1 pseudogene is annotated in these 642 nt (G+C 44.9%); it reads left to right on the plus strand.

Annotated elements, in window-relative coordinates:
• Positions 1-164: 164 nt before the first annotated feature.
• Positions 165-642: pseudogene (locus LMC10_RS01110) on the plus strand (reverse transcriptase domain-containing protein); the annotation flags it as partial.

The raw sequence follows: 642 nt of genomic DNA on the forward strand, positions 1-642 counted from the left end.
TACACGTTTCCGACAAGAGGAATAAGTTTAATTTCCACAGAAACAAGCGGTGCAGTGATGCAGTGTTGAGTAAGCCAGAAGTCAGCCGAGGTCATAGTAGTTTGAATAATCAGATGAAGGACTGAACGACAATAACTTGTAACTTATATCGGAGGTGTAATCAGGTGCGACAATCGCAGAAAACAGAACAACAAGCTGACCGCTTGTCGAGGATAGGTTTGGAAAACCGAAAGTACACAAGGGCGCGTAGTACCGGTTATGGTGAAGGTAAAGGTATGAGTGTCACTATCCAAGACTTAGTCTTGGATCGCAATAACCTTAATCAGGCTTATTTGCGAGTTAAGAGAAATAAAGGAGCAGCAGGCGTTGACGATATGACAGTCAATGACCTTCTGCCATATCTTAGAGAAAATAAGACGGAACTGATCGCTAGTTTGCGTGAGGGCAAGTATAAACCAGCCCCAGTCAAACGGGTAGAAATTCCGAAGCCTAATGGTGGAGTAAGAAGACTTGGAATACCAACGGTGGTGGACCGAATGGTTCAACAAGCTGTAGCCCAAATTCTTACGCCTATCTTTGAGCGTGTTTTCTCTGATAATAGTTTTGGCTTCCGTCCCCACCGTGGGGCCCATGACGCTATTG

The organism is Limosilactobacillus reuteri subsp. simiae, assembly GCF_020784875.1.
GTDB lineage: Bacteria > Bacillota > Bacilli > Lactobacillales > Lactobacillaceae > Limosilactobacillus > Limosilactobacillus reuteri_H.